We start from the raw sequence: 24,506 nt of genomic DNA, 5'->3' as shown, positions 1-24,506 counted from the left end.
GCATGGGGCATGCGCTTCCTTTTTTTCTCCTAACCTTAAGCCTAAGCTTATCCCCCTTTGCCCGGGCCCAGGAAGACCCCGTGGTGGCCCAGGTGGGGCCCGAACACATCACCAAAAGCCAGTTTGAGCTCCGCTTTGGCCTCTTCGCCAAAAGCGCACTCCGGCAGCTTGGCCTCCCCGACTCGGAGGAAACCCGCGCCCTCCTGGCGCAGTACCGGGCTCCATACCTGGAGGCCCTGGCGGAGGAGCGGGCGCTTCTTTTGCTGGCCAGGCGCCAGGGGTTCTGGCCCCTACCCGACAGCGTGGAGGCCCAGGTGGCGGAGCTCGTGAAGGCCTTTCCCGAGGAGGAGGCCCTGCGGAAGGCCCTGGAAGGGGCAGGGGTGCCCGACCTGGCCACCTACCGCACCCTCCTGGCCGAGGCCATGGCCCTCGAGGCTCTGGAAGCCCATTACCGCATGGAGCTTAAGGTTTCCCCAGCGGCCCTGAAGGCCCTTTGGCTCCTTTCCCCGGAGTACCGCCACCCCGCCCTCTACTGCGCCCGGCACATCCTGGTGCCCACCCTCGAGGCGGCCAAGGAGGTCCTGGCCCGCCTGGCCAAGGGGGAGGCCTTCGCCCAGGTGGCCAAGGAGGTTTCCCAGGACCCGGGCTCCAAGGAAGCCGGGGGGGATCTCGGCTGCGAGCCGGAAGGCACCTACATCCCCGCCTTTGAAAAGGCCCTGCTGGCCCTGAAGCCCGGGGAGGTTTCCCCTCCCCTGGGGACGGAGTTTGGCTTCCACGTGATCCTCCTGGAAAGGCTGGTACCCCCGGGCCGCTACCCCTTGGAGGAGGTGGCGGAGGAGCTGGCCCAGGGGGTGAAGGACAAGGCCTGGGAAAGGCTGGTCAAGTTCCTGATCCGCCCCTATCCCATCACCCTTTTCCCCGAGCGCCTATAGGGTTAGGAGGAGGGCCGCATCCCCCCTTGGGGCAGGGGCCAAGGCCAGGGCCTCCCCGGGGGCGTAGATGCCGCTTTGCCCCTCAAAGGTGAGGCCCAGAATCTGGCCGTTCAGCATGGGGTTCAGGAGGAGCCGGAGGTGTTCCCGGCCCACAAGCCTCTCCTGGGCGGAAGCCCTCCAGACCTCCCCTTCCCTTCGGGATCCATCCCAGGGCCAGGGGCGGTCCCAGGGGGCGGGGTTGGCGGAGGGTTGCAGGAGAACCTCCGCCCCCAGGGCGTCCAGCCGGGCCAGGTACCGCTCGAAAAAGCCGTCCAGACAGATGAGGATGCCCACCCTGCCCGCCGGGGTTTCCACCAGGTGGGGGCCGAAGGTGCCCCGCCTGAGCCAGCGCTCAGGGGGTGTGAGTTCCATCTTGGGCACCTGGGCCAACAAGCGGCCTTCGGGGTTGAGGAAAAGGGCGAGGTTCTGAAAAAGGGGCGTGCGGGCGAACCGCCCCCGGGCCAGCTCCTCCTCGTAGGGCGGGGAGAGCAGGGTGCCCGCCAGAAGATAGGTGCCGAAGGCCCGGGCGGCCTCCGCCATTACCTGCTGGAAAACCCCGTAGGCCCGCCGGGCCCGCCTCCAGGGGAGAAGGGGGTTTTTCAGGAGGTCCCTGGGATGAAAATCCCCCTCCAGGTGGAGGAGGAGGGGAAGCCCAAAGAGCTCCGGGAAGGCAACCAGGCGGGGAGAGGAAGTGCCCTCGAGGCTTTCCAGCAAGGAGAAGACCCGCTCCCGGAAGGCCTCCTCCGTGCGGTAAAAGTCCGGCTTGACCTCCGCCTGGATGGCCAAGAGGGTGCGGAAGCGCACCCCTTCAGTCTAATGCCCCTGGGCCAGGCTCTGGGCCACGATGAAGGCCCCCATGGCCACCAGGAAAAGGGCAAACCCCCGCCGCAGGTCCCCCTGGGGTAGCCGCACCGCCAGCCGGCTACCCAGGAAGCTTCCCAGGGTTCCCACCCCAACGAAGAGGAGGGCCACCCCGTAGTTGACGGCCAGGCCCAGCTCGGGCAGAAGGTGCAGGTACTTGTAGAAGCCGGCGAAGGACTTGAGGGCGATGATGAAGAGGCTGGTTCCGATGGCCAGGTGCATGGGAAGCCGTCCCAAAAGGACCAGGGCGGGCACTATGAGAAAGCCCCCACCCACCCCCACGAAGCCGGTGAGGGCCCCTACCACTAGCCCGTCCAGGACGATCTTCCAGGGCTTGCGGCACCCTTTGCCCTCGGCCCTTAGGGGGCTTGGCCGGGCCATGAAGTAGGCGGCAAGAAGCATCACCAGGGCGAAGGTGAGAAGCTGCACCTCCCCGGAAACGAAGCGGGAAAGCCAGGCCCCCAGGTAGGTGCCCGCCATGCCCGGAAGGCCGAAGAAGAGCACGTTGCGCCAGTCCACCAGGCCCCTTAGGGCGTAGGGCAGGGCTCCCAGAAGGGCGATCCCTCCCACGATGAGTAGGCTTTCGGCGATGGCCTGCTTGGGAGGCTCCCCCAGGAGGTAGACCAGCACGGGCACGGTAAGAATAGACCCCCCTGAGCCCAGTAGCCCCAGGGAAACCCCGATGAGAAGAGCGCCAAGAAGGGCCAGACTCATCGCTCGATCGGCAAGCCCGCGCCCATCCAGGCGTAGGTGCCCCCCTCTAGGTTGTACACCCGTTCCCCGGGGAAGCCCTGGCCCACCAGGAAGTCCGCCGCCACCCCCGAGCGGTTGCCGGAGTTGCAGACCAGGAGGATGGGCCGGTCCTTGGGCAGGTCCTTAAGCCTTTGCGGCAGGGAGGAGAGGGGGATGTTCACCGCTCCGGGCACGTGTCCATCGGCGTACTCCCAGGGCTCCCGCACGTCCACCACCAAGGCTTCCTGCAAAAGCTTTTCCGCCTCGTGGGGGCCCACCTCCTGGTACGGGGTGGCGGTGTAGCCCACCTCCACCGGGCTGGTGTCCACGGGGAGGCCTGCCCTGTACCAGCGGACGATGCCCCCCTCGAGGTTGTAGATGTTCCCGTAGCCCTGGGCGGTGAGCCAGGCGGCCGCCTGCCAGGAGCGGTTTCCCGTGCGGCAGTAGAGGACCACGGGCCGGTCCTTGGGGATCTCCCCGTAGCGGGCCATGAACTCGGAAAGGGGCACTAGGCCTGCCCCGGGAATCCGGGCCTGGGCGTACTCCTCCACCTCCCGCACATCGATGAACGCCACGCCCTGGTCGTAGAGCTCTTTGGCTTCCTCTGGGCTCAGGTCCTTGACCTCGGCTTCGTACATGTTTACCTCCTTGGGATGTTTGGGGGACTGGGGCAGAACCCCAGTTCCCCGGCGCTACACTCAGGCGCTTACCAGCTCCTCGCCCTTCTCCACCGGGAAGCTGGCTTCCTGCCAGGCCCTAATCCCCCCGGTGAGGTTCAGGGCATTCCTGAAGCCATGGGACAAGAGGGCGCTGATGGCGGTGCTGGAGCGGTCCCCGCCCACGCAGTGCACGATGAGGGGCCTCTCCTTGGGGAGCTTGTCCAGGTGGGCGAGGACGCGGCCGGCATGGATGTTGAGGGCCCCAGGGATGTGCCCGGCCAGGTACTCGTCCCGGCCCCGCACGTCCAGGATCACCGCCTCGCCCCGCTCCCAGAGGGCCTTGGCCTCCCGGGCCGTGATCTGGGGTACGGTTTCCAGCTCCCCGTCCGCATACCCCTGGAGGCCCGGGATATACCCCACCACCTCGTCCAGGCCAATGCGGATCAGGGCCCGGGTCAGGGCCTCCACCTCGGAGGGATGGGCCAGGAGGATCAGGGGCCGGTCGTAGGGAAGAAGCCAGCCCGCCCAGGTGGAGAAGTTCTTTCCGGCAGGGATGTTGATGGCCCCCCGGATGTGCCCCCCGGCGAAGGCGAACTTGTCCCGGGTGTCCACCAGGATGGCCCCCTCCCTCAGGTACCGGTCAAACTGGGCCTTGGTGAGGCGGCCCGGGTGGGGGATGCCTCCCAGGATGGGCATGCCGTCCCGGTTGAGCCGCTTCATCTCCTTGAAGTAGGTGGGGGCTTCCGGCTGACCGGCGAGAAGCGCTTTTACGAAGCCCTCCTCATCGTCTTTTTCCAGGTACTCCGCCCACCAGGCGTGCCGCCTCTCGTAGCCCACGGTGGTGGCGGGAAGGGCCCCCAGGGCTTTGCCGCAGGCGGAACCTGCCCCGTGGCCTGGCCAGACCTGCACGTGGTCGGGAAGGGTGAGGAACTTCTCCTTGAGGCTTCGGAACATGCGCCGGGCCCCGGGCAGGGCGGTGCCCTTGATGCCGGCAGCCTCCTCCAGAAGGTCCGGCCGGCCGATGTCCCCCACGAAGACGAAGTCGCCCGTGAGGAAGAGGAGGGGTTCGTCCGTTACCGCCCCGTCCGCCACCAGGAAGGAAAGGTGCTCCGGGGTGTGGCCCGGGGTGTGCACGGCCTTCACCCGGATATTCCCCACCCTAAACTCATCCCCATCCCTGAGGAGGACATGGGAGAAGCCCTCCAGTCCTTTGTACTTCCAGTTCTCGTCCCCTTCGTCCGAGAGGTACAGGGTGGCCCCGGTGGCCTTGGCCAGCTCCCGGGCTCCCGAGAGGTAATCGGCGTGGATGTGGGTTTCGGCGATGGCGGTGATGCGCAGGCCCAGGCTTTCCGCCAGCTCCAGATAGGTGTCCACGTCCCGCTTGGGGTCCACCACCAGGGCCTCCCCGGTGGCGGCGCATCCCAGGAGGTAGCTCATTTGGGCCAAGCCTTCCTCGTAAATCTGCCTGAAAACCATGGCTTCACCTCCGGTATGGGACTATTGTCCCCACGCCGCTACGATACCCTATGGGGGTACTAGGTGTCAACCGGGACAGCGTGCACGGAGGTCTATTCTTTACGGGACACATCTGCTATATTCAACAAAGGATGTACCCCTACGGGGGTATCCGGGAGGATACGATGGCGCTACTGGGACCTAAGGAGCAGGAGATGGTACGCGAGCGGCTTTCCAACCTGGTGCGGGATGTGGAGCTGGTGCTTTTCACCGACACCTCCACCCTGATCGCCCCGGGTAAGGAGCCCTGCCTGTACTGCAAGGAAACCAAGCAGCTTTTGGAGGAGCTGGCCGCCCTTTCGGATAGGCTTCACCTGGTGGTCTACGACCTGGCCACCCCCGAGGGCAAGGAGAAGGCCAAGGAGTACAGGGTGGAGGATCCCCCCACCCTGATCCTGCGGGAGAAGGGCTCCGAGGCCATTAACCTGCGCTACCGGGGTATCCCGGCGGGGTACGAGTTCGCAAGCCTCCTCGAGGACATAGAGATGCTGGGCCGGGATGGCCACGGCCTGCCGGAAAACGTGGTGGAGGAGCTCAACAACCTCCCCGAGGAGGTGGTGCTCCAGGTCTTCGTCACCCCCACCTGCCCCTACTGCCCGCAGGCGGTGCGCACCGCCCACCGCATGGCTTACGCTTCCCCTAAGGTCTGGGGCGAGATGATCGAGGCCAACGAGTTCCCTGCCCTTTCCGAGCGCTACCACATCCACGGCGTACCCGACACCGTCATCAACCACGGAAAGGAGCGGATTTTGGGCGCCCAACCCCTTTCCCAGTTCCTCCAGGCCATACAAAGGGCCGTGGGGGTGAGGGCCTAAGGTGAATCGCCGCGCCCTCCTTGGCCTTTTCGCCCTTCCCCTAGTCCTCGCCGCCTGTGGGCCCAAGGGGAGCTACCAGGATGTGGATCCAGGAGAGCTTTACCGGGCCCTCGAGTCCGGGGCCTGGGTGGTGGACGTGCGCACCCCCCAGGAGTTCGCCCAGGGCCACGTGCCGGGCGCGGTAAACCTGCCCCTTCAGGAGATCGCCGCCTGGGCCGACAAGCTCCCCAAGGACAAGCCCGTCTACCTCTACTGCCGTAGCGGCAACCGCAGCCGCCAAGCGGCGGAGTACCTGAAGAAAAAGGGGTACACCAACCTCTACAACCTGGAGGGCGGGGTTTTGGCCATTGAAAGGGCGGGTTTTCCTCTGGTTCGCTGATGGATGCTATCCAGATCGGACCCTTCGCCATCCCCTGGGTCAGGTTCCAGGTGTTCCTGGCCCTTTTGGCCCTGGTGGCGGTGGCCGAGGTGGCGGCACGTCGGGTGGATCGCCGGCTGGCCCTCTGGGTGTACAACGCTATTTTGCTGGGCTTTGTGGGGGCGCGGCTTGGCTTTGTGCTGGAAAACGCTTCGGTGTTCGCCAGGGATCCCCTTTCCGTCCTTTACGTTTGGCAAGGAGGTTTTACTCCCCTTTGGGGTATCCTGGCTGCGGGAGGGTACACGCTGATGGCTTTGCCCAGGAACCTTTGGCGGTATGCCCTGTTCTCTGCGTTGGCAGCCGGTTTGGTCTTCGGGGTCTTCCAGGTGCAGAGGCGAGGGGGGGAGGAGGTGCGGCTGCCCTCGGTCACCCTCGCCACCCTGGGGGGTACCCCGGTGAACCTCCAGGACTTCCGGGGGAAGCCTTTGGTCCTGAACCTCTGGGCTACCTGGTGCCCTCCTTGCCAGCGGGAACTACCCATGATGGTGCGCCTGAGCCAGGAGCACCCCGAGGTGCGCTTCGCCTTCGCCAGCCAGGGGGAGGGACCGGCGGTGGTGCGGAGCTTTTTAGAGGAAGAGAAGCTGGCCCCCGAGTGGGTTCTCCTGGATCCGGAAACCCAGCTTTCCCAGGTCCTGAAGACCCAGGGCCTTCCCACCACCTTTTTCTTTGACCGGGAGGGGCGCCTGGTGGCCCGGCACCTGGGGGAGCTTTCCGAGGCCCTCCTTTTGGGCTACCTCCGGGTTTTGCGCTAGCTTCCCGCGGAAAGCAGGGTTTCCTTTTCCCCCACCACTGTCTTCAGGTGCACCGGCCGGCCCCACAGGCGGTAGAGGTTCTCCAGCACCGCCTGGGTCTTTTTCAGGTCCAGCTCCACGCCCTCGTAGGCGTGTTCCAGAAGGAGCTCTCCCCGGTTCCCGTAGTTGGCGTCCACCAGCTCCACGATGGGGTAGCCCCCGTTGGTGAGGCGGAAGAGGAGGGCCTTCTTGGCCTCGGCGAAGCGGGGAAGGTCCTCGGGGTTGAGGAGCCTCTGCCTGAGGGCGAACTCGGGGGTCAGGAAGCTATCCAGGAAGCTCAGGTCCGTGTGGACGGTGCGCACCTGGAAAAGCTGCTTGAGCCCCAGGCCGGTGGGCCTCTCGTAGGTGAGCCGCTCCCCTAGGGGCAGGGCCTCGTACTCGGGGCCGAACCGCCCCTTATCCCAGCGTTCCTCCACCTCCTTTAGGAGCAGGTAGCCCAGGCGGTAAGGGTTAAAGCCGTGTGGGGCGAGAAGCCCGGCCTGGAGCTCGGCGAACTCCAGAGCCTCCTCCGGGGAGAGGAGGGGGAGGAGGAGGCGGGTGTGCCAGTAGGTGGCCCAGCCCTCGTTGAGGATCTTGGTGGCTGCCTGGGGGACATAGTACAGGCTCTCCTCCCGGATGATCTCCAGGATGCCCTTCTGCCAGGGGGCCAAGGGGGCGTGCCGGGCCAGAAAGCCCAGGATGTCCCGGGTGGGTCTGGGGGGGAGGGGGATGGGGCTTGCCCCCTCCTCGGCTTCCTTGGGAGGCGCTGGAGGAGGGTTCACGTAGGGATCCAGGTAGGGGCGTACCTGGAGGCGGTCAGGGGGTCTTTCCTCCTTATCCTCCCCCGCCTGCCTTTGGATGTAGAGGGCGTGGGGATCGATGAGGTTTTCCAGGGAAAGGGCTAGGTCCAGAAACTCCTCCACGCTTCTCGCCCCATGCCGCTCCATGGCCTTTTCCACAAAGGCCGCATGGTGGGCCATCTCCGCTTCCATGTCCTTGGGGATGGGTTTGAAGGCCAGGTTGTTGTGAAAGAAGTCGGCGTGGGCGTAGACGTGGGCCATGACCAGCTTCTGGGCGAGGAGGGTGTTGCCCTTAAGGAGGTAGGCGTGCACGGGGTAGGTGTTGGCCACCAGTTCGTAGATGCGCCCGAGGCCGTAGCGGTAGGTTTCCCGGTAGCGCAGGTACTCGCTGCCGAAGCGCCAGTGGGAATAGCGCCGGGGAAAGCCCCCGTAGGCGGCCAGCATGGCCATCTCCTCCGGACCCACCTCCTCAAAGAGCACCGGGGGAAAGGAAAGCCCTTCCGCCAGGGCTCTTTCCCTGAGGATCTCGGTCCAGCGCCTCAGTTCCTTGCGCATCCTTCAGCCTCCCAAAAGCCGCCTAAGGGCCAGGGGCAGATCCTCCTTGCCGTGTACCTCCATGGCGGCGAGCCCTTCCTCCTTGCCCAGGGCTTCCTTCAGGTCCTCAAGGAACCGCCCCTGGCCGTAGGGCCCCTGCACCTGGGCGTACCCGTAGAGGGCCAGGGTGGGGAGGAGGCGCCTTAGGGCCTCGAGGGCCACGGGGGTGTCCCCCTGCCAGTTCTCCCCGTCGGAGAAGTGGTAGAGGTAGCGGTTGTAAAAGGCCTCCGGGTAACGCTTCAGGATCTCCTCCGCCAGGAGGAGGGCGCTGGAAAGCCGGGTACCCCCGCCTTCCCGGGCCCGGAAGAACTCCTCCTCCGTTACCTCCCAGGCCTCGGCGTCGTGCAGGAGGTAGCGCCTTTCCAGGCGGGGGAAGTGGCGCTTGATCCAGAGGGTGATCCAGAAGGAGAGGGTCTTCACCAGCCTAAGCTCCTCCTCCCGCATGCTCCCCGAAACGTCCAGGGCGAAGAGGACCACCGCCTGGGCGTGGGGCCTGGGCTTACTCCTCGGGGCCTTGTAGCGGAGGTCCTCCCGCTCGGGGACCAAAAGGGGCTCCTCCGGGCGGTACTCCCCGGTGATGAGGGCCCGCTTGAGGCTTTCCTTAAGGGTGCGGCGCACGTGGCGCAGGCCCCTTGGCCCCTTGCGGGCGATGGTGGTGTAGCGGAAGGCCTCCTCCGTAACCTCCCCTTCCCCCTTGGGCCTGAGCCGGGGAAGGCGCAGGGCCTCGCCCACCAGGTCCAAAAACTCCTCCAGCTCTAGCTCGGCCACGGGCACGTGGCCCGCAGGGCCCAGGCTTTCCGTCCCCGGACCCCCAAGGCCCAGGTCTTCCCCCAGGGGTTCCCCGTAGACGATCTTGGGAAGCTCCAGCTGGGGCAGGGGTATGGAGACCAGGCGGCCTTCCACCTGGCCGAAGAGCTCCTCCCGGGTTAAAAACTCCCGGGCCCGTTTTTTCACCTCCCCGCGAACGATCTCCTTAAAGCGCAGAAGGTCGCGCTCAATGGGCCTCATCGCTCACCCCGGGCGAAGATGGAGGCGGCGAACTCCAAAACCCCGCTGGCGCAGTGCTCGCAGTAGCCATGGTCGCGGATGAGGCGGGCCTTGACCACGTCGATCTTGGCCTGGGTCTCCGGGTCCACCACCCCCGAGACCAGGGCGGAGAGGCGAATGGTGTCCTTCTGGTCGTCGAAGAGCTTGAGCTCCAGGGCCCGGCGGAGCCTTTCGTTGTCCTTGTAGGTGAACTGCCTCCCTTCCAGGGCCAGGGCGCCGATATAGTTCATGATCTCCCGGCGGAAGTCGTCCTTTCGGGATTCGGGGATCTCTATGCGTTCCTCTATGGAGCGCATGAGCCTTTCGTTGGGGGGCTCGGGGGCACCGGTGTAGGGGTTTTTCACCTTCTCCCCCAGGACGTAGGCCTTTACGTGGTCGATGTAGTTGTGGAAGAGGCGGTTTAGGGCCTCCTCGTCGGCGGCGATGGCCCTTTGCACCTCGTTCTTCACGATTTCCGCGTACTCGGCCTTGACCTCCTGCAGAAGGGCCTTGTAGCGTTCCCGGGTTTTCTCGTCGGAGATCAGGGAGTGGTGCTTGAGGCCCTCTTCCAGCTCGTTCATCACCATGAAGGGGTTGATGCAGGGTTCCTCCGAGGTGACCAGGACGTTGGAGATCTTGTCCTGGATGTAGCGGGGGCTGATGCCCTCGAGGCCCTCCCGCTTGGCCTCGGCCATGAGCTCCCGCACCGCCTCCTCCGTCCAGCCAGGAAGGAGCTTGCCGTCGTAGAGCTTGAGCTTCTGCATGAGGGTGAGCCCCGCCCGCTTGGGAGGCTCCAGCCGGGTGAGGACCGCCCAGGTGGCGGCCATCTCCAGGGTGTGGGGGGCGATGTGCTTGGCCCTGACCTTGCTGAAGTCCCGCTGGTAGATCTTCACCTCGTCGGAAACCCGAAGGATGTAGGGGACGTCGATCTTGATGGTGCGGTCCCGCAGGGCCTCCATGTACTCGTTGGCCTGGAGCTTGCGGTACTCGGGCTCGTTGGTGTTGTGGCAGACCACGCTGCCCACCCCGCAGACGAAGTTGTGGAGGCCCTCGCAGGCAATGTCGTAGACCCACTCTCCCTGGGCGGGGCGGCGGAAGAGACGGTGGGTGTACCGCTTGTGCCTTCCCCCGGGTTTGCCCTCCCCGGAGACGTAGCGGACCCGGTAGGCGGGGGCTTTCCCGGGTCTCGGGTAGAGGTAGACGCTGTAATCGTGCCCCAGGAGGCTTAGGAGCACCCCTACTTGGGCAGCCAGTATGGGGGAGATGGTCTTGAACTCCCCATAAAGCCGCTGGTAGGCCTCGGAGCCTTTGGCCTGCTCTCGGCTCAGCCGCCGGGACCCGTCGGTCTTGAGGAGCTCTTCCCAAGCGTACTCCAGGTAGGGGCGGGGAAGGGTGAAGAGGAAGTCGGGGAGGCGCTTTTGCGCCGCGCCTTTGCCGCAGTGGTGCTCGGCCAGAACCCGGACGGCCTCGGCCCCCAGGTAAAGCCGCCAGGCAGAGTCCCGCTTGGAGCCCACGTGGATATAGCCCTTGCCGTCGGAGATCCGCTCATAGGCGGCCTTGACCCGCTCCAGCTCCTCCCGGTTGGCCGAGGAGATGACGATGCCCCCGTTGCGGGCGTTTCCGTGCCCCTCCGTGGCGTACCAGATGAGGACGGTGAGGAGGGCCTTTAGGTCCTCTTCTTCCTGGGGCAGGCGGTAGAGGGCCTTGAGGAGGGTGGCGTGGCGGGGCAGGGCGAGCCGCGCAAACCCCGGTGGGGCAGGGCGGGTGAGGCGCCGGGCGGCGATGGCTGGGGCCAGTTCCTCTTCCATGGCGAAGCCCGGTACGCCCCCCACCACGTTCACCGTCTGGGGCGGGGGGGCGAGGGGTGGCAGTTTACGGAGGCCCAGCATCTCCCGCCCCTCCTCGGGGTAGAAGACCCGGCCTTCCCGGTCGTAAAGGGAGTGGTTGGGCGTGGTCTCCACCACGCCCCATTTCTGGGCAGAGGTGAGAAGCTCCCCGAAGAAGGGGTGCCGGTAGAGGCCCAAGACCCGGGTCCAGCGAGCCTCCTTGCGTTCAGGGTCGTAGGCCAACACCTCGAGCCCTTTGGGCCGCTCGCCGAAGTGCTCGTAAAGCCCCTCCAGCGTGGTCCAGCCCGGCTTACCCCGGTGCCGGTAGAGGATAGGGGTCCAGCCCGCCACGCTGTGGCCCAGGATGATCTCGTCTATGTCCGTCTGGGCGAACTTCTTGGACTTGATCTTGTGCTCCTGGCTGGCGGTTAAGAGGTCGTAGAGGAAGGCCACGTCCAGCTTGAGGATCTCGATGAACTCCACCAGGCCCCGGTTGGCGATGTTGAGTTCCCCGTCGAAGTTAAAGGCCCTGGGGTCGGAGTCGGAGCCGTAGATGGCCACCTTGCGGTAGTTGATGTCCCCGGTGAGCTCGGTGGAGTCCTGGTTCTTTTCGTCCTTGGGCTGGAAGGTGCCGATGCCGATGCGGTCCTTTTCCGAAAGGACCAGGCGCTTCACCACGATCTCCTCCTCCAGCACCTTGGCCAGATCCCCCCCGTGGCGGGCCAAGGCCTCCCGCATCTGGAAGCGGCATACCGGGCAGAGATCCCCCTCCAGCTCGAGGGGGTAGGGGTACTCGGGATGGAGGTGCCTAAGCTCCTCGAGAAACTCGTTTCGGATCTCCTTGGGCAGGAGGAGGAGGGGCTCCTCCTGCATGGGGCAGGGAAGGGGGCCTTCCTTGGTCTTCCAATAGAAGGTGAAGAGCTTTCCCTCTTCCGTGCGGCTGTAGGCCTCGAGGCCCTTCTTGAGAAGCCGGGCGATGGTGCTCTTGGCCGAGCCCACAGGACCGTGGAGGAGGAGGATCCGCCGTTCGGGCCCCAGGCGGTGGGCGGCGGCCTTTAAGGTGGCCACCAGGCGCATGAGGGGCTTGTCCAGGCCGAAGATGGCGTCCTTTCCCCCTTCGAAGGGGTCCTCGAAGAAGCGGTAATGGAGGAGCTTTTCCCTGAAGAGGGTATACTCCTCCACCCCGTAGGAGATAATCATGTCGTGGACCCGCTGGAAGCTGGTCCTCAAGGGCCTGGGGTCCTTCTTGAGAAGGCCTAGATAGTCGGCGAAGGAGCCTTCCCAGCTCAGGGCCCGGTAGGCCTCGAGGTCTTGACGGCGACGGATGCGCTCCAGTTCGTTCATGGACGCCCTCCTTCATACCGGCCAGGGACGGGTTTTGATAGCTTTGCCTTTATTGTAGCAGGTTCTGGGCGGCGAATGTGGCCCTGGTTCTAGCCGGGGAAGGGGATTTGCGCTAAGCTTTCCTAGCTTCTTGAGATCTCGTAGAACCCCCGGGCGTTGTGGAGGAAGTGGGCCAGGATGCCGGGGAGAAGGCTTCCGGTGAGAAGGTAGGTGAGCCCGAAAAGGAGCCCGGCAAGCCCGGTGTATACGGGGTAGGCGAGGGCCCGCCTAGGGGCGGGGTGAAGGAGGGCGAAGGCCAGGGCCTGGAGGAAGAGCCCCGAGGGCCCCAGCCAGGCCATGAGGAGGCTTTGCAGAAGGCCCCGGAAGAAGACTTCCTCGGCCACCCCCGAAAGGAGGGCGAGGAGAAGGAGGACCGCGGGTCCTACCCCAGCCCGGCGCAGGGCTTCTCCCAAGGCCCGGTGGAGGTTTTCCGCCTCCTGGAAGGAAGCGGGGAAAAGGTGCCGGAAGGCTTCCTCCAAAGCGGCCAAGGCCAGGAAGAGGCCCAGGGCATAGAAGAGCTCCTTGGGACCCGCCTGGCCGAAGGGAAGGCCCAAGAGGAGCATGCCCGAAGCCCCAAGGAGGAGTAGCCCCCCTTGGAGGGCCAGGAGGAAGCCCAGGGGTGGAGGAACCAACCTACTCCCCGCCCAGGGCGAAGCCCTGGTCCAGGAGCTTCTTGGGGTAAGCGCGGAAGGCCAGGAGGGTTTCCGTGCGCTCCACTCCTTCCAGGGCCAGGATCCCCTGGGTGACAGCATCGTCCAGTTCCTCGAGGTCCTTCAGGCGCAAAAGGGCCACCAGGTCAAAGGGGCCTGTAACCGAGTAGACCTCGGCCACCTGGGGGAGTTCGGCGATGGCCTCGCCCAGGGTGGCGATCCGGTCCCCGCGGGCACGGATGAGTACGAAGGCGGTGATCACCCCTTTATCCTACCTCCAGGATCAGCTTGGGCCGGAAGGCCAGGGCGTCGGCGGCCACCAGGTGGAGGGGAATGCCCCGGTACTCTTTGGGAAGCTTTTCCGGGTCGGCCCCGTGCAGGTGGCCGTAGACGATGGCCTGGGGCTTGGCCTCCGCGGCCAGCTCCAGAAGGGAGGTGGCTTCCCCCTTGGGGCCGAAGGGGGGAAAGTGGAAGGCCACCACCAGGTGGCGGTAGGGTTTGCCCTTGAGGTCCTGTAGGGAGAGCTTGAGCCGCTCCACCTCCCGGGCGAAGATCCGCTCGTCCTCTGGGGTGGCGGGGGGATACTGCCAGCCCCTACTTCCCGCCACCGCCACCCCATCCAAGACCAGGGCGTCGTTTTGCAGGGCGTACATGCCCTCGGGCAAAACGGCCCTCAGGCGGGTTATGGAGGGCCACCAGTAGTCGTGGTTCCCCTTCAGGAGCACCTTTTTGCCGGGCAAGGCGGCCAGGTCCAGGAGGTCCGGCAGGGCCTCCCCCAGGCGCATGGCCCAGGAGATGTCTCCAGGCACAATCACCAGGTCCCCCTCCGCCACCACCTCCCGCCAGCCCCGGAAGAAGGCCTCCGGGTGGCCCTGCCAGTTGGGGCCGAAGATGGTCATGGGCTTGGAGTGCAGGCGGGAGAGGTGGGGGTCGGCGATGGCGAAGACCCGCATGGGCTTTAGCGTACCCTATGGGTATGGAAAAGGCTGAGGCCCTGGCCTATGCCTTAAGGCTCCTCTCCCAAAGGGCCATGAGCCGGGCCCGCCTGCGGGAGAAGCTTCTCGGCCGCTTTCCCGAGGGGGAGGTGGAAGGAGCCCTGGCCCGCCTCGAGGAGCTGGGCTATCTGGACGACCGGGCCTTTGCGGAAGCCTTCGTGGCCAGCAGGCGGAAGTACGGCCCCCATAAGCTCCGGTTTCTCCTGAAAGCCCAGGGGGTGCCGGAGGAGGTGGTGGAGGAAGTCCTTGCCGCCTATGGGGAGGAGGAGAGCCTGGAGGCGGCGCTTAAGGTCCTCCGCCGCTACCCCCGCCGCCAGGACAAGGCCAAGGCGGTGCGCTTCCTTCGGGGCCGGGGTTTCCCCCTTTCCGTGGCCCTAGAGGCCTACCGGCTTGTCAAGGAGGAGGAAAGCGGGTAAAAAGAGCCCATGCCCGAGGTGCGCGCGGAACGCTTGATCAAGGCGCCAGCGGAAAAGGTGTATGCCCTGGCCAAGGACCTGGAGGGCTTGAAGCCCTACCTCAAGGAGGTGGAAAGCCTCAAGGTGCACTCCCAGGAGGGAAACCGCACCCGAAGCGAATGGGTGGCGGTGGCCATGGGCAAGAAGGTGCGCTGGCTGGAGGAGGAGGAGTGGGACGACCAGAACCTAAGGAACCGCTTTTACTCCCCGGAAGGGGATTTTGACCGGTACGAGGGCACCTGGGTCTTCCTGCCGGAGGGGGAGGGGACCCGGGTGGTCCTGAGCCTGACCTATGAGCTCACCATCCCCATCTTCGGGGGGCTTTTGCAGAAGCTGGTGCAAAAGCTCATGCAGGAGAACATAGAAAGCCTTCTTAAGGGCCTGGAGGAACGGGTTCTGGCTTCCTAGTTGCACATGGGGCCCTTTTGCTCTACCATGGGCCTGAAGCCGCCCATGTCCTTCCAAAGCGGGGTGGCCCAAGAGCTTTCAGGAGGTCAAAGTGGAAACGTTGCGCGTGTCTTCCAAGTCCCGCCCCAACTCCGTGGCCGGCGCCATTGCGGCGCTCTTGCGCACCAAGGGGGAGGTGGAGGTGCAGGCCATCGGGCCCCAGGCGGTGAACCAGGCGGTGAAGGCCATCGCCATCGCCCGGGGGTACATCGCCCCAGACAACCTGGACCTGGTGGTCAAGCCGGCCTTCGTCAAGCTGGACCTGGAGAACGAGGAGCGGACCGCCCTTAAGTTCAGCATCAAGGCCCATCCCCTGGAGTCTTGAGGCCGGGAAGCCCCAGGGCCCTGGCCGTTCGCATCCTCCTCGAGGTGGAGCGGGGCGGCAGGACCCAGCTGCTTTTGGACCGGGCTCTGGACCGCCTGTCCTGGCCCGAGCGGGACAGGGCCTACGCCACCCACCTGGTGTACGGGGTCCTGCGCCGCCTGAGGTATTTGGACTTTCTCTTGGAGCCCCACCTCAGGAAGCCGGAGAGGCTTCCTCCCCAGGTGCGCTGCATCCTGCGCCTGGGGGCCTGGGAGTGGCTTGCGGGCAAGGCGGACCATGCCCGGGTGAGCCCCTGGGTGGAGGAGGCCAAGAAGGTTTCCCCGCGCCTCGCCGGCCTGGTCAACGCCGTGCTCCGTCGTTTGAGCCTGCGGGAGGCCCCGGAGTGCGTACGCCTCAGCCTGCCCGACTGGCTTTGCCAAGCCTGGCAAGGATTCTTCGGCCAGGTGGCCTTCGCCGAGGGGTTCAACGAGCCCGCTCCCCTCTTCGTCACCGCGTACCGCTCCGTGGAGGGATTGAAGCCAGGGCCCATCCCTGATAGCTACCTCTGGGAGGGAGGGAAAACCGACTTTTCTGCTTTAGGCCTCCAGCCCCAAAACCCCGCTTCCCTCTTTGCCGCCCGGCTTCTTAGCCCTGTCCCCGGGGAAAAGGTGCTGGACCTGTGCGGGGGTGCGGGGCTTAAGGCCTTTTACCTGGCCGCCAAGGGGGCGGAGGTGGTGTCCTACGACCTGAACCCCAGACGCCAGGAGGCAGGGGAGAAGACGGCGAGGAAGCTGGGCCTGAGGGTCATCTACCTCACCCAGGACCTGAGGGAACCTCTTTCCGAGAAGGCCAAAAAGGTTCTTCTGGATGCTCCTTGCACCGGAACCGGGACTTTCCGGAGCCATCCCGAGCTCCGCTACCGCCTGGCTCCAGAAGATCCGAGGCGCATGGCGGAGTTGCAGCTTAAGCTTCTGGAGACCGCTGCCCGGGCTACGGAGGAAGGGGGGGTGCTGGTGTATAGCGTCTGCACCCTGACGGAGGAGGAAGGGGAGGGGGTGGCCCGGGCCTTTCTTGCCCGGCACCCGGAGTTTGTGCCGGAGCCCATAGCCTGCCCCTTTCCCGCGCTTCGGTCGGGCCTGGGTGTCTATGTGGCCCCGGAGGGAGGCCTAGATGGGTTTTATTACCTGCGCCTGCGGAAGGTAAACTCTAGATCATGAAGCTGGTGTTTGTGGGCCTGGGCAAGATGGGGAAAAGCATCCTGAAGGGAGCCTTGGACCGGGGTTTCCTCAGGCCCGGGGAGGTGGGGGTGGTGGGCCGCACCCCGGAGCGCACCCGGGAGCTGGCCGAGGCCTTTGGGCTTCGTCCTTTGGCCCTTAAGGAACTCGCCCAGGCGGAGCGGGTGCTTTTGGCGGTCCAGCCCCGGGATTTTCCCCATCTGGCCCCGGAGATCGCCCACCCCGGGGTGGGATACATCTCCATCATGGCCGGGGTATCCACGGCGGTGCTTTCCCGCAGGCTGGACACCCGGCGGGTGGTGCGGGCCATGCCCAACCTGGCGGCGGTGATCGGGGAGAGCTCCACCGCCCTTACCGCCTTGAGGGAGGCCCGGGAGGCAGGGGACCTGGAGTTTGCCCGGTCCCTTTTCGCCACCGTGGGGGATGTGTACGAGATCCCCGAGCACCTCTTTGACCCCTTCACCGCCATGTCCGCCTCCGCCCCCGCCTATCTGGCGGTGGTGGCGGAGGCTTTGGCCGATGCTGGGGTGAAGATGGGTATGCCCCGGGCCCTGGCCCTGCGCCTGGCGGCGGAGGCCCTGGCGGCCACGGGGGAGCTCTTGAAAAGCCGCCATCCCGCCCAGCTCAAGGACGAGGTGGCCAGCCCCGGGGGAACCACCATCCACGGCCTCCATGCCCTCGAGGCCCGCTCCTTGAGAGCTGCCTTCTACGAGGCGGTGGAGGCCGCCACCCGGCGCGGGCACGAGCTGGGAGAGGCGGAGTAAGGGTATGGAAAGCGCTAAGGGCAGGGGGCTTTGGCGGTTCCTCTGGGCGGTGTCGGTTTTCCTTTCCCTGGCCCTGGGCCAGGTCTTTCCCCAGGGAGGGGGACGGTACCTGTACTCCGATGGCACCCAGCAGGAGCTTCTTCCCACCCAGGAGGGGTATCGCCTCCGCTACTGGAAGGAGGGGCGCGTGTTCCGGGAGGACCGGCTCAAAGGGGGTGCCGAGGGGCTTTTTCTCCTGGGGGTGGGCCTGCCCGAGGGGTACTTTCCCTTTACGCCCCCCCTTCTTCTCTATCCCTCGAGGCTGGACCTGGGGCTTTCCTGGGGGGGAAGCGCCCGGTTTCGCGGGCAGCGGGTGGCCCTTTCCGCCCGGGTGGAGGGAATCGAAGGGGTAAGGGTAAAGGCCGGGGCCTTCAACGCCTACCGGGTGCGGGTGGCCTACACCACGGAAAAGGGAGGCACGGACCTAAAGGAGATCTTCCTGGTTCCGGGCCTCGGGGTGGTGGCCTACCGCACCGGGGAGGACTGGGTGGAGCTTTTAAGGCTCCCACAGGCCCTTACGCCCAGGCAGGGGCCTTAAGCCTTGGCCTTGAGGTAGTAGCGCAGGATTTCCCGGTACATGCGCAGGCGGTGGAACAATCCCGGTAGAAGCCCCCGCTTTTCCTCCTTCATCACCTGGCTCACCCCAGGAAGGGGCAGGTAGAGGACCCGCCAGCCCGCCTTTTTAGCGTAGCGGGTGAGGAGGAGCTCCAAGTCGTATCGGGCGTTCTCGAGGCCCGGCACCCTTCGCAAATCCTCCGTCTTCAGGGCCCGCTGTCCGGAGAGAAAGGGGGTAAGGCGCATGGCGAGATCCGTGGAAAGCCTTCCCCCTTGGAAGACGCCCACCGTCATCTCCGCCTTCCCCTTTGCCACAGGGTCCAGCAGGGACTCCAGATGGTGCGGGGCAAGACCCAGAAGATCCGCATCCAGGAGGAGGACCAAGGGGGTGTTCACCCGTTTGAGCCCCTCGGCGATGGCCCCGCCCTTACCCCGGTTGTGGGGCAGGCGCACCACCTGGGCTCCAGCCCTGGCGGCCTCCTGGGCGGTGCGGTCCTCTGAGCCGTCATCGGCCACCACCACGGGGAAACCTGCCTCCTTGGCCACCCGCACCACCCCTGCGATGGAGGCCTCCTCGTTGTAGGCAGGGATGAGGACCGTGGCCTCCATTTAGCCCCCGAGAAGCCGCCTTAGGTCCTGGAAGGTGACCAGGATGACCAGGAGGATGAGAAAGACGAAGCCCAGGTAGTGGACCATGGCCTCTTGCTCGGGGCGGATGCGGAGGAAACGGGAGAGGAAGAGGAGGAGAATACGCCCGCCATCCAGGGCAGGAATGGGTAAAAGGTTGAAGAGGGCCAGGGAGAGGTTGATGGCCACGGTAAGCTCCAGCAACCGGAAAAGGCCTTCCTGGGCTGCCCGGCCTGTTTCCGCCACGATCCCCACCGGTCCCATGACCCCGTTGTCGGGATTTCCCGCCAGCACGCTCAAAAGCCCTCCCACCAATGCCTTCACCATCTGGGGTCCGAAGGCCAGGGTACGGCCCACGGCTAGCCCCAGTCCTTCCGAGAACCCCACCCGGCGGAAGGCTACCTCGGGCTGGTACACCACCCCAAGCCGCTCCATGCCTTCCTGCCAGGTGAGGGAGAGGGTGAGCTCCTGGCCTTGACGGCGCACGGTGAGGGTGTGGTTGCCTGGAGTCTTCACCCGTTCAATCCCCTGGGCTTGGGCGAGGGGTGTCCCGTCCACGGCCACCAGGATGTCGCCGGCCCGTAGCCCCGCTTCTTCCGCCACGCTCCCCGGGAGGACTTCCAGGATCACCGCCCTTCCCGTGGCCTCCGGCACCCCTTGGGCGCTGAAGAGGTAGGCAAGGAGTCCCCAGGCCAGGAGGACGTTCATGACGACCCCGGCCACCAGGACCAAAAGCTTCCCCGGGAAGGGAAGGGCATCGTATCCCCGGCCCCGCTCCTCCGGGAGGAGGCCTTCGATGTCCGCGTACCCCCCCAGGGGAATGGCGGAAAGCCGCCACTCCGTTCCCCAGGCCTGCCGCCTGAGAAGGACGGGGCCGAAGCCCAGGCTGAAGGCCTTGACCCGCACCCCTTGAACCCGTGCTGCCAGGTAGTGCCCCAGCTCGTGCACGAAGATGCTCACGCCGATGATGATCAAAAACCAGAACAGGCTCATGCCCACCTCTTGGCCTCTTCCCGGGCCCAGGCATCCACGGCGAAGAGGTTCTCCCATGTTAGGGGAAGGGAAGGGGTGTTTTCCAGGACCCGGGCCAGGATCTTTGGAATTTCGGTAAACGGAATCTTTCCGGAAAGAAAGGCCTCCACCGCCACCTCATCGGCGGCGGAAACCGCCACCTGGGCCACCCCGCCCCGCCTTCCCGCCTCGTAGGCCACCGCCAGGGCGGGGAAGCGGTTGAGGTCCGGCTCGAAGAACTCCAGCACCCCAGGGAAGGGGAGGTTCTGCAAAGGGGTTTCCGCCCTTTCGGGGTAGGTGAGGGCGTACTGGATGGGAAGGCGCATGTCCGTGGGGCCCAGTTGGGCCTTGAGGCTACCGTCCACGAAGCGGACCAGGCCGTGGACATAGGCCTGGGGGTGAACCAGGACCTTGATCTTCTCCAGGGGAAAGCGGAAAAGCTCCTTGGCCTCGAGGACCTCGAGGCCCTTGTTGAAGAGGGTGGCGGAGTCTATCGTCACCTTGGGGCCCATGCGCCAGCGGGGATGGTTTAAGGCCATGGCTGGGGTAACCTGGGAGAGATCCTCGGGCTCCCAAAGGAAAGGTCCTCCGCTTGCCGTGAGGATGAGCTCGGCCACATCCTCGCGCCTTTCCCCCAGGAGGGCCTGGAAAAGCGCCGAGTGCTCGGAGTCCACGGGGAGGATCTCAGCTCCCTGGGCTTCCACCTCCTGCCAGAGGAGGGGCCCTGCCGCCACCATGGCCTCCTTGTTGGCCAGGGCCAGGCGCTTTCCTGTTCTGGCCGCAGCCCAGGTGGGAGCAAGCCCCGCAAGGCCCGGAATGGCGGCCACGGCCACCTCCGCTTCCAAGGAGGCCACCTCCTCCGGGGTGCCAAGCCTTAGCCCGGGGAAGCGAGCCTTTAGCTCCTCGTGGAGGCTTTCGTGGGCGGCCACCAGGAGGGGCCTCCACTCCTGGATCTGGCGGGAGAGCTCCTCCAGGTTTTGCCCGGCGGCAAGCCCCACCACCCGGTAGCCCCGCCAGCGGCACACCTCGAGGGCCTGCCGCCCTATGGAACCCGTGGAGCCTAGGATCACCACCCGTTTCATGTGAAGAGCACCACCAAAAAGTAGGTGAGGGGGAAGGTGAAGAGAAGGCTGTCGATCCTATCCAGAAGGCCGCCGTGGCCGGGAAGGAAGTGCCCCGAGTCCTTCACCCCACAGTACCGCTTCAGCATGGACTCCACCAGGTCCCCAAGCTGGGCGGCCAGGGAAAGGAGGAGGCTGAAAAGCCAAAGTTCCAATAGGCCGAAGGGGAAGACCTCCCGCACCAGCCCGGTGTAGAGGGCCAGGGCCAGGAAGCTTACCGCAATCCCCCCCAAGGAGCCCTCCACCGTCTTGCCAGGGGAGATTTCCGGGGCCAGCTTTTGCCGGCCCAGGGTCCGGCCCACGAAGTAGGCGCCGATGTCGGTGGCGAAGCTGGCCACCAGGGGCAGGGAAAGGGTCCAAAGGCCCAGGGTGCTGTCCGGGATCTCCCTCAGGAGGAGGACATACCCCAGGCTCCAGGGCAGGTACAAAAAGGCCATGAGGGTGAAGGCGAAGCGGGTGAGGTCGGCTCCCCTGAGCAGCTCATAGCTGAAACTTCCCAATAGGAAAAGCCCCAGGGCCACCTCCCGCCAGGGTACCTGGGGGAAGTGCCAGTAGAGCTGGGGCAAGGAGAAGAGGAAGAGGAGTACCCCCCCGCCCACCAGGAAGGGCAGGTTCAAGCGGATGCCCCTTTTGGCCAGCATGTCCCTAAGCTCCAGGCTCCCCAGCCACAGGACGAAAACCAAGGTGGGCAGAATTAGGGCGAGTCCCCCCCACAGCACCCATAGGAGCAAAAGAACCCCTACCAGGGCGGAGAGGACCCGGGTGGGCAGGTCGTCCCTGCCCTCCATCACTCCTCCTTTCCCGTGGGCCCCCGGGTAAGGGGCCCATAAGATTTGGGCAAGCCGTCCACAGCAGACAAAAGGTGGGTCCTAAGGGGCTTCCTAGCCTAGGATCTCCTGCTCCTTCTTCTCCAGAAGCTCGTCGGCTTTGGCGATGAACTCGTCGGTGATCTTCTGGATTTCGGCCTCCGCCCGCTTGGTATCGTCCTCCGAGAGGTGGAGTTCCTTGGAAAGCTTCTTGAGTTTTTCCAGGGCCTCGCGCCGGATGTTGCGGATGGCGATCCGCCCCTCCTCGGCGTAGTGGCGGGCGGTTTTCACCAGCTCCTTGCGCCGCTCCTCGGTGAGGGGGGGAATGTTGATGTACAGGGCATCCCCCTTGTTGGCAGGGTTCAGGCCCAGGTCCGAGTCGCGGATGGCCTTCTCTATGGCCTTCAGGGCGTTTTGGTCCCAGGACTGCACCACCAGGGTCTTGGCGTCGGGGGCGGTTACGGTGGCGATCTGGTTCAGGGGCACATGGGTGCCGTAATACTCCACCTTGAGGTGGAGGAGAAGGGCGGGGTTGGCCCGCCCGGTACGAAGGCCCGCCAGGTTGTGCTCCAGGGCCTCGAGGCTCTTTTGCATGTGCGCCCTTGTTTCCGCGTAAAGCTCTTTCAGGCTCATGGCACCTCCTTCAGGTGTGGATCAGGGTACCCACCTTTTCCCCCTGGATAATACCCACCAGGGCGCCGGGTTTGAAGATGTCAAAGACCACGATGGGAAGCCCCGCTTCCATGCACAGGGTGATGGCGGTGGTGTCCATGACCTGCAGGCCCCGGTTCAAGACCTCCAGGTAGGTGAGCTCGTCAAAGCGTACCGCGTTGGGATTCTTCCGGGGGTCATCGGAATAAACCCCGTCCACCTTGTTCTTGGCCATGAGGACCACCTCGGCCCCCACCTCCAGGGCCCTTAGGGCGGCGGCGGTGTCCGTGGAGAAGAAGGGGTTGCCCGTCCCCCCGCCGAAGATGACGATGCGTTCCTTCTCCAGGTGGCGCAGGGCCCGCCTGCGGATGTAGGGCTCGGCCACCTGGGTGATGGTGAGGGCGGTCTGGACCCGGGTGGGGATCCCCAGGGACTCCAGGGCGTCTTGCAGGGCTAGGGCGTTCATGATGGTGGCCAGCATGCCGATATAGTCGGCGGTGGCCCGGTCCATACCCACCCCCTGCCTTGCTCCCCGCCAGAGGTTCCCCGCCCCGATCACGATGGCCAGCTGGACTCCCGTGTCGTAGGCGGCCTTGATCTCCTTGGCCAGGGCCTTGGTGGCCTCGGGTTCAATGCCGAAGCCATTTGCGGTCAGAAACTCGCCGGAGAGTTTAAGGAGAACCCTTTTGTACTTCATGGCTTATCTGGCCCCACAACCTGATTTAACAAAACCGGGGCCCCTTTGGGTAAGGGCCCCGGTTTGCCGCATGGTCTATGCCCCCAGCTCAAAGCGGCAGAAGCGCCGTACCACGATGTTCTCCCCGGTCTTGGCGATGGCCTCCTGGATCAGCTCCTTCACCCGGATCTTGTCGTCCTTGACGAAGGGCTGTTCCAGAAGGGCTACCTCCTCCAGGTACTTCTTCAGGCGGCCCTCGGCGATCTTCTCCGCAATCTGGGCGGGTTTGCCCTCGTTGAGGGCGGCCTGGATGTAGATCTGCCGCTCCTTCTCCAGCTCCTCAGCGGGGATCTCCTCGGCGGAGACGTAGCGGGGGTTCATCATGGCGATGTGCATGGCCAGGTCCCGGGCCAGGTTCTGGAAGATCTCGTTCCTGGCTACGAAGTCGGTCTCGCAGTTGAGCTCCACCAGAACCCCTACCCGCTGGTTGTGGTGGATGTAGTGGCCGATGACCCCTTCCCGAGCCTCTCGCTCCGCCTTCTTGGCCGCCTTCATGGCCCCCCGCTCCCGGAGGAGCTGGACGGCCTTTTCCTCGTTCCAGCCGGCGTCCTCGAGGGCCTTCTTCACATCCATCATGCCGGCCCCCGTGGCCTCGCGCAGTTTCTTGATGAGTTCCATCTGGCTCATGCTTCCACCTCGTCCTCGCCGAAGTCGGATTCCCCCTGGACCTGGGCTTCCGCCTTCTCGGCCTCCTCCACCAGGGCGTAGGAGGGAGAGGGCTCCACCACCCCGCCCCGGGCCTGGATGATGAGGTCCACGGCCCGGGAGACGATGAGCTGGATGGAGCGGATGGCGTCGTCGTTGCCGGGGATGATGTAGTCCACCAGTTCGGGGTCGGAGTCGGTGTCCGCCAGGGCCACCACGGGGATGAAGAGCTTGCGGGCCTCCCGCACGGCGATGGCCTCCTTGGTGGGGTCCACCACGAAGATGGCGTCAGGAAGGCGCTTCAGACGGCGGAAGCCCGAAAGGTATTTCTGCAGGCGGTCCAGCTCGTGCTTCAAGCGCACCTGCTCCTTCTTGGGCCGGTCCTGGATCTCCGGGGAGGCGAAGAGGTTCTCCAGCTCCTCCAGGCGGTTCACCCGCTGGGAGATGGTCTTGAAGTTGGTGAGCATGCCACCCAGCCAGCGCTGGTTCACGTAGGGCATCCCCGCCCGCTCTGCTTCCATGCGGATGATGTCCTGGGCCTGCTTCTTGGTGCCCACGAAGAGGATGGTGCCTCCCCGCATGGCCAGGTCCTCGAGGAAGCGGAAGGTGCGCTCCAGCTCCACCATGGTCTTCTGCAGGTCAATGATGTGGATGCCGTTGCGCTCCGCATAGATGAAGCGGCTGAACTTGGGGTTCCAGCGCTTGCGCTCGTGGCCAAAGTGTACCCCTGCTTCCAAAAGCTCCTTGATGCTGATGTTTACAGGCATATTCCTCCCATTCGGGGAAGGTTGGGCTTGGCGTTTCCTGTGTGCCGTCCTCTTTCCCGCAGGACCTTCCCCTGCCTACGGGCTGGCCCGGCACACCTTCCCGATTATAGGGGGAAAAGGGGCTTTGCGTAACCCCCCCTTTTGGGCTATACTCCCCTAGACTTGGGGCGGTAGCTCAGAGGGAGAGCACCCGCCTTGCAAGCGGGAGGTCAGGGGTTCAAATCCCCTCCGCTCCACCAGCTCCAGGACACAAAGCTTTACCCCCCGGTAGCATGGCCGGGGGGTGGTTTTTACTGCTTATCTACTGCCTATGGATTGGGTTAGTTTT

Annotated in this window: 28 protein-coding genes and 1 tRNA gene; 11 read left to right on the top strand and 18 right to left on the bottom strand. The window is 65.3% G+C overall.

The genetic code is table 11. The features are described 5' to 3' along the window. Window positions 1-2 precede the first annotated feature (2 nt). Window positions 3-932 (top strand): peptidylprolyl isomerase, encoded by a 930-nt coding sequence (locus TNMX_RS03740; RefSeq protein WP_038029638.1) that lies wholly within the window; start codon window positions 3-5, stop codon window positions 930-932. Here TNMX_RS03740 and TNMX_RS03735 read toward each other — a convergent pair. Genes TNMX_RS03735 through TNMX_RS03720 form a run of 4 tightly spaced genes read right to left on the bottom strand, consistent with a single transcriptional unit; the run spans window position 927 to window position 4,699 of the window. Next, window positions 927-1,775, bottom strand: coding sequence for a carbon-nitrogen hydrolase family protein (locus TNMX_RS03735; RefSeq protein WP_038029636.1), 849 nt, complete (start codon window positions 1,773-1,775; stop codon window positions 927-929). The genes TNMX_RS03740 and TNMX_RS03735 overlap by 6 nt on opposite strands. 9 nt (window positions 1,776-1,784) lie before the next feature. Then, window positions 1,785-2,546: a sulfite exporter TauE/SafE family protein gene (locus TNMX_RS03730; protein WP_038029633.1), complete on the bottom strand. Its 762-nt coding sequence runs from the start codon at window positions 2,544-2,546 to the stop codon at window positions 1,785-1,787. Continuing rightward, complete coding sequence (locus tag TNMX_RS03725) at window positions 2,543-3,202, bottom strand: rhodanese-like domain-containing protein (RefSeq protein WP_038029631.1); 660 nt, start codon at window positions 3,200-3,202, stop codon at window positions 2,543-2,545. The genes TNMX_RS03730 and TNMX_RS03725 overlap by 4 nt, the downstream gene beginning before the upstream one ends. Before the next feature lie 60 nt (window positions 3,203-3,262). Continuing rightward, window positions 3,263-4,699, bottom strand: coding sequence for a rhodanese-like domain-containing protein (locus tag TNMX_RS03720; RefSeq protein WP_038029629.1), 1,437 nt, complete (start codon window positions 4,697-4,699; stop codon window positions 3,263-3,265). Between the two features lie 164 nt (window positions 4,700-4,863). Here TNMX_RS03720 and TNMX_RS03715 point away from each other — a divergent pair, with 164 nt between their 5' ends. Genes TNMX_RS03715 through TNMX_RS03705 form a run of 3 tightly spaced genes read left to right on the top strand, consistent with a single transcriptional unit; the run spans window position 4,864 to window position 6,723 of the window. Beyond that, window positions 4,864-5,553, top strand: a complete 690-nt coding sequence (locus TNMX_RS03715) for a thioredoxin family protein (protein ID WP_084221127.1) — start codon at window positions 4,864-4,866, stop codon at window positions 5,551-5,553. Window position 5,554: 1 nt separating this feature from the next. Further along, window positions 5,555-5,932 (top strand): rhodanese-like domain-containing protein, encoded by a 378-nt coding sequence (locus TNMX_RS03710; RefSeq protein ID WP_019550658.1) that lies wholly within the window; start codon window positions 5,555-5,557, stop codon window positions 5,930-5,932. After that, on the top strand, window positions 5,932-6,723 hold the full coding sequence (locus TNMX_RS03705; RefSeq protein ID WP_038029625.1) for a TlpA disulfide reductase family protein: 792 nt from the start codon (window positions 5,932-5,934) through the stop codon (window positions 6,721-6,723). Before TNMX_RS03710 ends, TNMX_RS03705 begins: the two co-directional genes overlap by 1 nt. On the opposite strand, the gene TNMX_RS03700 is transcribed toward TNMX_RS03705, so the two are convergent. The 6 genes from TNMX_RS03700 to TNMX_RS03675 form a co-directional block, all read right to left on the bottom strand. Then, window positions 6,720-8,096, bottom strand: a complete 1,377-nt coding sequence (locus TNMX_RS03700; protein ID WP_038029623.1) for a SpoVR family protein — start codon at window positions 8,094-8,096, stop codon at window positions 6,720-6,722. The genes TNMX_RS03705 and TNMX_RS03700 overlap by 4 nt on opposite strands. A 3-nt stretch (window positions 8,097-8,099) precedes the next feature. Continuing rightward, window positions 8,100-9,143 carry a DUF444 family protein gene (locus tag TNMX_RS03695; protein WP_038029620.1) on the bottom strand — a complete coding sequence of 348 codons (1,044 nt, stop codon included), beginning with the start codon at window positions 9,141-9,143 and terminating at the stop codon, window positions 8,100-8,102. Further along, window positions 9,140-12,331: a serine/threonine protein kinase gene (locus tag TNMX_RS03690; RefSeq protein WP_038029618.1), complete on the bottom strand. Its 3,192-nt coding sequence runs from the start codon at window positions 12,329-12,331 to the stop codon at window positions 9,140-9,142. Before TNMX_RS03690 ends, TNMX_RS03695 begins: the two co-directional genes overlap by 4 nt. A 122-nt stretch (window positions 12,332-12,453) precedes the next feature. Further along, window positions 12,454-13,002 carry a CPBP family intramembrane glutamic endopeptidase gene (locus tag TNMX_RS03685; RefSeq protein ID WP_038029616.1) on the bottom strand — a complete coding sequence of 183 codons (549 nt, stop codon included), beginning with the start codon at window positions 13,000-13,002 and terminating at the stop codon, window positions 12,454-12,456. Between the two features lies 1 nt (window position 13,003). Next, complete coding sequence (locus tag TNMX_RS03680; RefSeq protein WP_019550662.1) at window positions 13,004-13,282, bottom strand: Lrp/AsnC family transcriptional regulator; 279 nt, start codon at window positions 13,280-13,282, stop codon at window positions 13,004-13,006. Window positions 13,283-13,286: 4 nt separating this feature from the next. Next, on the bottom strand, window positions 13,287-13,973 hold the full coding sequence (locus tag TNMX_RS03675) for a metallophosphoesterase (protein ID WP_038029614.1): 687 nt from the start codon (window positions 13,971-13,973) through the stop codon (window positions 13,287-13,289). A 17-nt stretch (window positions 13,974-13,990) separates the two neighbouring features. On the opposite strand from TNMX_RS03675, the gene TNMX_RS03670 reads away from it, so the two are divergent. The 6 genes from TNMX_RS03670 (at window position 13,991) to TNMX_RS03645 (ending at window position 17,797) form a co-directional block, all read left to right on the top strand. After that, entirely contained in the window at window positions 13,991-14,431 is a 441-nt protein-coding gene (locus TNMX_RS03670; protein WP_019550664.1) for a regulatory protein RecX, read from the top strand. Between the two features lie 9 nt (window positions 14,432-14,440). Then, entirely contained in the window at window positions 14,441-14,878 is a 438-nt protein-coding gene (locus tag TNMX_RS03665; protein WP_038029612.1) for a type II toxin-antitoxin system RatA family toxin, read from the top strand. Window positions 14,879-14,969: 91 nt separating this feature from the next. Next, a complete protein-coding gene (locus TNMX_RS03660) occupies window positions 14,970-15,242 on the top strand; it encodes a stage V sporulation protein S (RefSeq protein ID WP_014515944.1) in 273 nt (90 codons plus the stop codon). After that, window positions 15,239-16,438, top strand: a complete 1,200-nt coding sequence (locus TNMX_RS03655) for an RsmB/NOP family class I SAM-dependent RNA methyltransferase (protein ID WP_019550666.1) — start codon at window positions 15,239-15,241, stop codon at window positions 16,436-16,438. The genes TNMX_RS03660 and TNMX_RS03655 overlap by 4 nt, the downstream gene beginning before the upstream one ends. Continuing rightward, entirely contained in the window at window positions 16,435-17,220 is a 786-nt protein-coding gene (gene proC / locus TNMX_RS03650; RefSeq protein WP_015717584.1) for a pyrroline-5-carboxylate reductase, read from the top strand. The genes TNMX_RS03655 and proC overlap by 4 nt, the downstream gene beginning before the upstream one ends. 4 nt (window positions 17,221-17,224) lie before the next feature. Continuing rightward, window positions 17,225-17,797, top strand: a complete 573-nt coding sequence (locus TNMX_RS03645; RefSeq protein WP_052037927.1) for a hypothetical protein — start codon at window positions 17,225-17,227, stop codon at window positions 17,795-17,797. Here TNMX_RS03645 and TNMX_RS03640 read toward each other — a convergent pair. From TNMX_RS03640 to rpsB, 8 genes are all read right to left on the bottom strand, one after another. Continuing rightward, entirely contained in the window at window positions 17,794-18,423 is a 630-nt protein-coding gene (locus TNMX_RS03640) for a glycosyltransferase (protein ID WP_019550668.1), read from the bottom strand. The two genes, TNMX_RS03645 and TNMX_RS03640, sit on opposite strands and share 4 nt — an antisense overlap. Then, on the bottom strand, window positions 18,424-19,434 hold the full coding sequence (locus TNMX_RS03635; RefSeq protein WP_038029610.1) for an RIP metalloprotease: 1,011 nt from the start codon (window positions 19,432-19,434) through the stop codon (window positions 18,424-18,426). Then, window positions 19,431-20,534, bottom strand: a complete 1,104-nt coding sequence (gene dxr, locus TNMX_RS03630; RefSeq protein ID WP_038029608.1) for a 1-deoxy-D-xylulose-5-phosphate reductoisomerase — start codon at window positions 20,532-20,534, stop codon at window positions 19,431-19,433. Before dxr ends, TNMX_RS03635 begins: the two co-directional genes overlap by 4 nt. Then, entirely contained in the window at window positions 20,531-21,361 is an 831-nt protein-coding gene (locus TNMX_RS03625; protein WP_019550671.1) for a phosphatidate cytidylyltransferase, read from the bottom strand. Before TNMX_RS03625 ends, dxr begins: the two co-directional genes overlap by 4 nt. A 93-nt stretch (window positions 21,362-21,454) precedes the next feature. Next, window positions 21,455-22,012: a ribosome recycling factor gene (gene frr, locus TNMX_RS03620; RefSeq protein ID WP_015717578.1), complete on the bottom strand. Its 558-nt coding sequence runs from the start codon at window positions 22,010-22,012 to the stop codon at window positions 21,455-21,457. 10 nt (window positions 22,013-22,022) lie between these two features. Next, window positions 22,023-22,727: a UMP kinase gene (gene pyrH / locus TNMX_RS03615; RefSeq protein ID WP_038029605.1), complete on the bottom strand. Its 705-nt coding sequence runs from the start codon at window positions 22,725-22,727 to the stop codon at window positions 22,023-22,025. A 75-nt stretch (window positions 22,728-22,802) separates the two neighbouring features. Beyond that, on the bottom strand, window positions 22,803-23,393 hold the full coding sequence (gene tsf, locus TNMX_RS03610) for a translation elongation factor Ts (RefSeq protein WP_019550673.1): 591 nt from the start codon (window positions 23,391-23,393) through the stop codon (window positions 22,803-22,805). Next, a complete protein-coding gene (gene rpsB, locus TNMX_RS03605; RefSeq protein ID WP_038029602.1) occupies window positions 23,390-24,178 on the bottom strand; it encodes a 30S ribosomal protein S2 in 789 nt (262 codons plus the stop codon). Before rpsB ends, tsf begins: the two co-directional genes overlap by 4 nt. 164 nt (window positions 24,179-24,342) lie before the next feature. Between rpsB and TNMX_RS03600 the strand changes: the two genes are divergently transcribed. Further along, window positions 24,343-24,417 (top strand) — tRNA-Ala (locus TNMX_RS03600). Window positions 24,418-24,506: the final 89 nt, after the last annotated feature.

Origin of the sequence: Thermus sp. NMX2.A1, from assembly GCF_000511705.1 — a bacterium.
GTDB lineage: Bacteria > Deinococcota > Deinococci > Deinococcales > Thermaceae > Thermus > Thermus scotoductus.
The sequence above is the reverse complement of the archived record's forward strand: the minus strand, read 5'-3'. Positions and strand labels throughout refer to the sequence as shown.